7 protein-coding genes and 1 pseudogene are annotated in these 7,367 nt (G+C 40.2%); 7 read left to right on the top strand and 1 reads right to left on the bottom strand.

Annotation, left to right across the window (positions count from 1 at the left end):
* The coding region (locus H6F92_RS03575) for a helix-turn-helix domain-containing protein (protein WP_190356818.1) at nt 1-257 on the bottom strand (257 nt) is incomplete at its 3' end.
* A 208-nt stretch (nt 258-465) separates the two neighbouring features.
* Between H6F92_RS03575 and H6F92_RS03570 the strand changes: the two genes are divergently transcribed.
* From H6F92_RS03570 to H6F92_RS03540, 7 genes and pseudogenes are all read left to right on the top strand, one after another.
* The gene (locus H6F92_RS03570) at nt 466-2,199 is read left to right on the top strand and encodes a peptide ABC transporter substrate-binding protein (RefSeq protein ID WP_190356817.1); all 1,734 of its coding nucleotides are present in this window, start codon (nt 466-468) and stop codon (nt 2,197-2,199) included.
* Entirely contained in the window at nt 2,200-3,156 is a 957-nt protein-coding gene (locus H6F92_RS03565) for an ABC transporter permease (protein ID WP_002767203.1), read from the top strand.
* Between the two features lie 2 nt (nt 3,157-3,158).
* On the top strand, nt 3,159-3,521 hold the full coding sequence (locus tag H6F92_RS03560) for a VOC family protein (RefSeq protein WP_190356816.1): 363 nt from the start codon (nt 3,159-3,161) through the stop codon (nt 3,519-3,521).
* An 18-nt stretch (nt 3,522-3,539) separates the two neighbouring features.
* Nucleotides 3,540-4,268, top strand: a complete 729-nt coding sequence (locus tag H6F92_RS03555) for a cytochrome c biogenesis protein CcdA (RefSeq protein WP_190356815.1) — start codon at nt 3,540-3,542, stop codon at nt 4,266-4,268.
* Between the two features lie 50 nt (nt 4,269-4,318).
* On the top strand, nt 4,319-5,662 hold the full coding sequence (locus H6F92_RS03550; protein WP_190356814.1) for a cytochrome c biogenesis protein: 1,344 nt from the start codon (nt 4,319-4,321) through the stop codon (nt 5,660-5,662).
* A gap of 104 nt (nt 5,663-5,766) precedes the next feature.
* Nucleotides 5,767-6,621, top strand: coding sequence for a DNA-formamidopyrimidine glycosylase (locus H6F92_RS03545; protein ID WP_190356813.1), 855 nt, complete (start codon nt 5,767-5,769; stop codon nt 6,619-6,621).
* A 390-nt stretch (nt 6,622-7,011) separates the two neighbouring features.
* A pseudogene (locus H6F92_RS03540) lies at nt 7,012-7,212 on the top strand (ion channel); the annotation flags it as partial.
* Nucleotides 7,213-7,367 lie beyond the last annotated feature (155 nt).

Genomic DNA, 7,367 nt, shown 5'->3' with positions numbered 1-7,367 from the left:
TCTGTGGCTTTTTTATGATTTCCATTTTTTCTCCCATCTTCTAGACTTTCTAAATTGTTAGGATCGCCGTGAACACACCAAGGGGCGACCGTTTTGAGTGAACAGCCAATAAACTCAGCTATTTCTCGTTGAGTTTTTCCGTCGTTTAGCAAGAGAAACATTAAAATTCTTTCCCTAACCTCTGCTCTTTCTTCTTCTTTAAGAGCTTTTTGTAAGTTTTTCTTTTCTTCTAAGTCTAGGAAATCTTTGGCTGGCATAAGTAGGATTTTTCTCAAGTTACTATTTCTATTTTAGGTGGTTTAAGTGCGTTTTAGCTTAGCACGATCGATTTAACTTGACTAGGAATGGATGAGGGCAAATAATCAATTAATCGATCGAGATCAAGACTCAATGTCTGATAACTTGTTATTGGTGGGGTAGGAAATCACCTAAGTCACCCTGTTGAATTATTGATTGTCATTAAAAATGTTTAAGCGATCGCTTTTCTTGCCCCTGTTAATTTTATCCCTTAGTTGTACGCTGCTTTTTAGTGCTTGTCGTCAACAAACAGCTAATAATCCCCCAGCAACGGAAAATAATAATCCAGAAACTTTAAAACTTTTATATTGGCAAGCGCCGACGATTTTAAATCCCCATCTCTCCACGGGATTCAAAGACTCAGAAGCGAGTCGCATTACCTTAGAACCTTTGGCTAGTTTCGATGAAAAAGGGGAATTAGTTCCTTTTTTAGCGGCAGAAATTCCTACTATTGAAAATGGGGGAGTTGCCCGGGATGGTAAATCGGTGACATGGAAGCTAAAAAAAGATATTAAATGGTCAGATGGTACTCCTTTTACTGCCAAAGATGTCATCGCTACCTATAATTTTATTACCAATCCGAAAACTGGTTCTACTAGCGCCGGCAATTATGAAATAGTTAAAAGTGTAGAAGCGATCGATCCCCATACGGTTAAAATAACTTTTAAGCAAGTTAATCCCGCTTGGTCATTAGTTTTTGTGGGAACAGAAGGGATGATTTTACCCGCTCATCTCTATGAAAAGTATAGCAATGAAACGGCACGCCAGGCCCCCGCTAATTTATTACCGGTGGGAACGGGTCCCTATAAAGTGGTAGAATTTAAACCGGGAGATACGGCAGTTTATGAACCAAATTCTTTCTTTCGAGAAGCGGATAAATTAGGTTTTCAAAGAATAGAATTAAAAGGAGGAGGTGATGCCACTTCGTCGGCACGAGCGGTTTTACAGACACAGGAGGCGGATTATGCCTATAATTTGCAAGTAGAGGCCAAGGTTTTAAGTGATTTAGAAAAAGCGGGTCGGGGTCAGTTAATATCTAGTTTCGGTTCTTTGATTGAACGAGTTTTATTTAATTTGAGCGATCCTAATCAAGTTACTCCTGAAGGTGAGAGGTCTAGTATTAAGTTTCCCCATCCTTTTTTGAGTGATGTGAAAGTAAGAGAAGCTTTATCTTTAGCCGTTGATAGAGATACTATTGCCACGCAGCTTTATGGTATTACTGGGAAAACAACTCCCAATTTTATTGTGATGCCATCGGAATATAATTCTCCCAATACTCGCTATGAATTTAATCTAGAAAAGGCTAAGAAATTACTAGATGATGCGGGATGGAAAGATAGTAATGATGATGGCACTAGGGATAAAAATGGGGTAGAAATGAAATTAGTTTTTCAAACTACTGTTAACACTCTCCGTCAGAAAACCCAAGAAATTATCAAACAAAGTTTACAAGCGATCGGGGTAGGAGTAGAATTAAAAACTATTGATGCCAGTATTTTCTTTTCTAGCGATCCTGCTAACGATGACACGGTAGAAAAGTTTTATGCTGACCTACAAATGTACACTACAGGTAATAATAGTCCCGATCCGAAAGCCTATTTTAAAACCTTTACCTGTGGCGAAATCCCTCAAAAAGCTGATGGTTGGGCCGGGGATAATTATGCTCGTTATTGTAATCCTGAATACGATAAATTATGGCAAGCTTTTAGTCAAGAATTAAACCCAGAAAAACGGAGAGAAATAGCGATTAAAATGAATGATATGTTAATTAATGATTTTGTGATTATTCCCCTAGTTCATCGTGCCGATGTGGTGGCAATTAGCAATAGTTTGTCGGGGTTTAAATTAACTCCCTGGGATAGAAATACTTGGAACATCAAAGACTGGAAGCGTAGTAAATAAATGCTCAAATATTTTCTGAGAAGATTATTATTTTCGATTCCCACTCTTTTAGCTATTAGTATGGTGGTTTTTGGCATTTTGGCCCTAGCACCGGGGGATCCGATGGGAGAATTTGCCGCTAATCCAGCTATTACGGAAGCGGTGCGAGAAAATATTCGCAAAAGTCTCGGATTAGATCAACCTCTTCCCGTGCGTTATGTCAAGTGGTTGTTAGCATTTCTTCAAGGAGATATGGGCTATTCTTTCACCAGTCGCAGCCCAGTTTTTACCCTCATTTGGCAGCGTTTACCCACAACTCTCTGGATTGTCGGTAGTGCCTATATGTTCGGGGTTTTAATCGCTTTTCCTTTGGGCATAATTTCAGCAGTTAAGCGCTATTCTTGGTTAGACAAAATTATCTCTACTTTTTCGATGCTTGGCTTTTCTTTACCCACCTTTGTGACGGGATTGTTATTAATTATTATCTTTAGTGTGCAGTTAAATTGGCTACCATCTTTTTATAACAGTACCCTAAAAATCAGTGATTTTAATAGTTTGATCGAGCAGGTGAAACAGTCAATTATGCCCGTAACCGTATTAAGCTTATATCAAGGAGCGATGTTGATGCGTTTCGTGCGTTCTTCCGTAACTGAAGAAATTCACCAAGAGTATGTTAAAACTGCCTTAGCGAAGGGACTAACTAATTTTTCTGTCCTAACTAAGCATATAGTTCGTAACGCTTTAATCCCCGTTGTCACCCTGATTGCTCTCGATATTCCCTCAATTTTTACTGGAGCTTTAGTCACAGAACAAGTGTTTCGTGTGCCGGGTATCGGTGCTTTATTAATCGATTCTATTTCCCGCAGTGATACCCCCGTAGTGATGGCGATTACCTTTATCTATGGGATTTTAATTGTTATCTTTAACTTAATTGCCGATTTAACCTATAGTTGGCTCGATCCGCGAGTCAGATATTAACTATGAACATCACAAAATCCTTACACACGGCGATTTTAGTCACGGAGCTAGAAAAAGCCGTTAACTTTTACGAAAATGTTCTAGGATTGACTAGAATCGATCGCCCTTTTCAATACGATGGGGTTTGGTATCAAGTGGGAGATTATCAAATTCATTTAATTGTCGATACCAATTACCAAAACTACCGTCCCAATCCCGAAAAATGGGGACGTAATCCTCATCTTGCCTTCGCTATTGATGACGTGACAGCCATGGGTAACTATCTAGAAAGTCAAGGTTATACAATTCAAATGAGTGCCTCGGGTAGAAAGGCCTTATTTGTCAGTGATCCCGATGGTAATATCCTAGAAATGAGCCAAATTTAGCCTGAAAAATTCCCCAATATGTTAGACCAATTACAGACTCAACTCTATCACCTTGAACAATACGCCGATCGCTTAGTGACTTCCCAACTAACTCACCTTAGTTTTGTCAGTATTGCTGTGATTTTTCTAGCCGGTTTACTCACCAGTCTTACCCCCTGTATGCTGTCGATGTTGCCGATTACCGTCGCTTATATCGGGGGTTACGAAAATAAAGGTCGTTTAGCGGCTTTTTGGCAGTCCACATGGTTTTCCCTGGGATTAGCCACCACCTTAGCGGGATTGGGACTAATTGCCGCTACTCTAGGGAAAGTCTATGGACAGGTGGGGATCGGTTTACCGATTATCGTCAGTGCGATCGCTATTTTCATGGGGTTAAACCTCTTGGAATTATTACCCCTGCGCTTCCCCTCCCTTGGTGCTACCGATTGGATTACTGGCGATTTTCCCCCGATTTTGCGGTCCTATCTTCTCGGTTTAACATTTGGTTTAATCGCCTCTCCTTGCAGTACACCTGTTCTAGCGACTCTATTGGCATGGGTGGCCAATACGGGAGATTTAAGCTTAGGAGGGGGATTATTATTATCCTACACTGCCGGCTATGTTTTACCCTTAATTATCGTCGGTTCTTTTACTGCCTCGCTGAAAAGCTTTCTTTCCCTGCGTCAATGGTCCGGGTGGATTAATCCTGTCAGTGGGGTTTTATTAATCGGTTTTGGAGTTTTTTCTTTATTATCCCGTCTGCTGTGATGGTGGAGGGTTATGATAGATAATTGGCTAGAATTGCAAAACTTTTAACTATGACTATATCGGAAACTTCCTCAAATTTAAAGAATAGACCGCCTCAATGGGGACGTAAATTTATCCAGACTATTGCCGATCTGCGATTAGCAATTATCCTCTTACTTTTAATCGCTATTTTTAGCATTTCTGGGACGGTAATCGAACAGGGACAATCCCTATCTTTTTACCAAGCTAATTATCCTGAGAAACCCGCTTTATTTGGCTTTCTGACTTGGAAAGTTTTATTACTATTGGGATTAAATCATGTTTATAGTACCTGGTGGTATCTATCATTATTAATCCTCTTTGGTTCCAGTTTAACCGCTTGCACCTTCCGACGACAATTTCCCGCTTTAAAGGCCGCAAGAAACTGGCAATTTTATCAACAATCTCGCCAATTTCAAAAACTAGCTTTAAGTGCTGAATTAGAAACCGGTTCCCTAGAATCCCTCACCCCCCTATTAGAGAAAAAAGGCTACAAAGTTTTTCTAGAAAATAACAGTCTTTATGCGCGTAAAGGTCTGATCGGTAAAATCGGTCCGATTATCGTTCATGCAGCCATGTTAATTATTTTAGCAGGGTCGATCTGGGGAGCGTTAACGGGGTTTTTCGCTCAAGAAATGGTAGCTAGTGGCGATAGTTTTCAGGTTAAAAATATTATTGAAGCTGGACCCTTATCTAAAAATTCTCTCCCCAAGGATTGGGGGATTAAGGTTAATCGTTTTTGGATTGATTATAGTCCTAAAGGTGATATAGAACAATTTTATTCTGATTTGTCGGTGATCGATAATCAAGGACAGGAGATCGATCGCAAAACTATTCAAGTTAATCAACCTTTGCACCATAAAGGGGTGACTTTTTATCAAACCAGTTGGGGAATTGCCGGGGTAAAAGTACAGGTGAATAATAGTCCGATCCTACAGCTACCGATGGCTAGTTTAGACACCAAAGGTAATGGACAAATCTGGGGAACTTGGATTCCGACTAAAACCGATCTTAGTGAGGGAGTTTCTCTTTTAACCAGAGATTTACAAGGTACGGTAATCGTCTATGATGCTAAGGGAGATTTAACCTCTGCTGTACGAGAAGGAATGACGATTCCTATCAATGGAGTTAATCTAAAAATAGTCGAATTAGTGGGCAGTACAGGGTTACAAATTAAGGCAGATCCGGGAGTGCCTATCGTCTATTTAGGTTTTGCTTTATTGATGATGGGAGTGATAATGAGTTACTTTTCCCATTCGCAAATTTGGGCTTTACAATCGGGAGATCGCTTTTATATTGGTGGTAAAACTAATCGCGCTCAAGTCAGTTTTGAACGGGAAATAATTGATACTATCGAAATGTTAAAGTTAAAGTAGAATTGGCGTTAATCTGGTGTCGTTTCCCGATAAAAAGTTCTGTTTATCTATCTTTTTCCTTTTGCCTACCCTAACCAAGAACTTAATTTTGTTCAATCACTTATATGCCAGAATTGCCAGAAGTAGAAACGGTGCGTCGCGGGTTAAATCAAGTTACCCAGGGCAAAAAAATTATCGGTGGGGAAGTATTATTACAGCGTACCCTAGCCTATCCTAATTCCCAGGCAACTTTTCTGCAAGGAATTGCTCAGACCACGATTACCAATTGGCAGCGCCGAGGCAAATATCTCCTCGCCAATTTAGATAATGGTAGTAGTATCGGGGTTCATCTGCGTATGACCGGACAATTGCTCTGGGTAAAAGATACCACTCCCCTGCCGATTCATACGCGCTTACGCTTCTTTTTTGCCAATCAGCAAGAATTGCGCTTTGTCGATACCCGCACTTTCGGGAAAATTTGGTGGATTGCCGCCGATAAAACCCCAGAAAGCGTGATTACCGGTCTCAAAAAACTGGGACTAGAACCCTTTGATCGCAATTTTACCCCCGATTATCTCTATAGTCACTGTCAAAAAAGTCGTCGTCCGATTAAAACTTTTCTTCTCGATCAAAATGTAGTCGCGGGAATCGGCAATATCTACGCGGATGAAGTTCTTTTTAAAAGTGGTATCCATCCCCAAACTGCCGCTAATCTTTTAAAAATTGAGCAAATAGACTTATTGACAAAAAACATTATTTCTGTATTGGAAACAGCGATCGCTGAAGGCGGCACCAGTTTTAGCGATTTTCTCCACGTTACGGGAGTTAATGGCAATTATGGCTCGATGGCCTGGGTTTATGGTCGTACTGGCGAAAATTGTCGCCTTTGCGGTGCAACTATTGCCAGAATTAAATTAAGTGGACGCTCCTCTCATTTTTGTCCCCAATGTCAAGTCTCAACAGTAATCAGTAAACAGTAATCAGTAAACATCTCCAAAAATTATAACTCAATCACAGCTTGCTTTTATGCTATGTACTGATTAAGTAGGGTTTGCTGAATATCAGTATAATCCTTGCTAGGAAGAGTTTTTGGGACTTTTTTAACCAAAAAAGTGCAAGAAACAAACGTTGAGAAATCGATCCGAGGGACTCAAAACCCTTGCACTTTTATTGGCTATCGCCAGATAAAATTCAGAAACTAAGCGACGAAATTACCATTTTGCCAACTGTGTAGCCCCTAGATTCCCTCTGGGGACTTATTCTGCAAACCCTAAGTAGTTCGATAGCTAAAAACTCACATCCGATAACTGATAACTGATAACCGATAACTGTTGTAAGCTGATAGCTAGATGGTCAGGTCACGGAAATCGATGCAAAGTTCACTGAAAAGGATTATCATCGGTGCGAGTTTTTTTCTCGCTACGGTAGTCGGGGCAACTATCGGTTATATGGCCTACGGTTGGAGTTTTCTAGATGCCGTTTATATGGTGATTATCACCATATTTGGGGTAGGTTTCGGGGAAGTTAAACCGATTAACACTCCCAGTCTGAGAGCTTTTACCGAAATTTTGGGTTAAAGCCCCGTCCTTTTAGGACGGCTTTTTAAACTATATCTTGTTAACTTAACTTTTATTGTGCTATACTGATTTTGTCTAAGTCCCCCCTGCGTAAAATGTTTGTCTTAGAGTTTAAAGTTAAAGCTAAAACTCAACAGTATCAAGCCATA

Source organism: Microcystis wesenbergii FACHB-1317 (assembly GCF_014696875.1).
In the GTDB taxonomy this organism is placed as follows: Bacteria; Cyanobacteriota; Cyanobacteriia; order Cyanobacteriales; family Microcystaceae; genus Microcystis; species Microcystis wesenbergii_A.
This window is presented reverse-complemented; position numbering and strand designations above follow the sequence as displayed.

Excerpts from the sequence above, each read along its gene's own strand:
- H6F92_RS03570 (WP_190356817.1), top strand. The coding sequence starts at position 466 with ATGTTTAAGCGATCGCTTTTCTTGCCCCTGTTAATTTTATCCCTTAGT.
- H6F92_RS03565 (WP_002767203.1), top strand. The coding sequence starts at position 2,200 with ATGCTCAAATATTTTCTGAGAAGATTATTATTTTCGATTCCCACTCTT.
- H6F92_RS03560 (WP_190356816.1), top strand. The coding sequence starts at position 3,159 with ATGAACATCACAAAATCCTTACACACGGCGATTTTAGTCACGGAGCTA.
- H6F92_RS03555 (WP_190356815.1), top strand. The coding sequence starts at position 3,540 with ATGTTAGACCAATTACAGACTCAACTCTATCACCTTGAACAATACGCC.
- H6F92_RS03550 (WP_190356814.1), top strand. The coding sequence starts at position 4,319 with ATGACTATATCGGAAACTTCCTCAAATTTAAAGAATAGACCGCCTCAA.
- H6F92_RS03545 (WP_190356813.1), top strand. The coding sequence starts at position 5,767 with ATGCCAGAATTGCCAGAAGTAGAAACGGTGCGTCGCGGGTTAAATCAA.